This is a genomic window from Kitasatospora sp. NPDC127111 (assembly GCF_042677465.1).
Classification (GTDB): domain Bacteria; phylum Actinomycetota; class Actinomycetes; order Streptomycetales; family Streptomycetaceae; genus Kitasatospora.
The window spans coordinates 27,052-27,344 of the sequence record NZ_JBHXTG010000087.1 but is presented as its reverse complement, the minus strand read 5'-3'; the positions used below and the strand labels follow the sequence as shown (position 1 = coordinate 27,344).

At 66.9% G+C, this 293-nt stretch carries 3 tRNA genes; all 3 read left to right on the top strand.

Annotated features, from left to right (window positions below):
• Window position 1: 1 nt before the first annotated feature.
• The 3 genes from ACFVHB_RS35085 to ACFVHB_RS35075 all read left to right on the top strand — a co-directional run bounded on the left by ACFVHB_RS35085 (window position 2) and on the right by ACFVHB_RS35075 (window position 276).
• A tRNA-Glu gene (locus tag ACFVHB_RS35085) sits at window positions 2-74 on the top strand.
• A 27-nt stretch (window positions 75-101) separates the two neighbouring features.
• Window positions 102-174: transfer RNA gene (locus ACFVHB_RS35080), tRNA-Glu, on the top strand.
• Between the two features lie 26 nt (window positions 175-200).
• Window positions 201-276 (top strand) — tRNA-Glu (locus ACFVHB_RS35075).
• The last annotated feature ends 17 nt before the right edge of the window (window positions 277-293 follow it).

The following is a 293-nucleotide window of genomic DNA, read 5'->3' as shown; positions in this document are numbered from 1 at the left end:
AGCCCCCGTTGTGTAGCGGCCTAGCACGCTGCCCTCTCACGGCAGTAGCGCCGGTTCGAATCCGGTCGGGGGTACTGATCCCGCAAGGGATCGCCTGGAAAGCCCCCGTTGTGTAGCGGCCTAGCACGCTGCCCTCTCACGGCAGTAGCGCCGGTTCGAATCCGGTCGGGGGTACTGATCCCGCAAGGGATCGCCAGGAAGCCCCCGTTGTGTAGCGGCCTAGCACGCTGCCCTCTCACGGCAGTAGCGCCGGTTCGAATCCGGTCGGGGGTACCAGAGCACGAAGCCGGTGG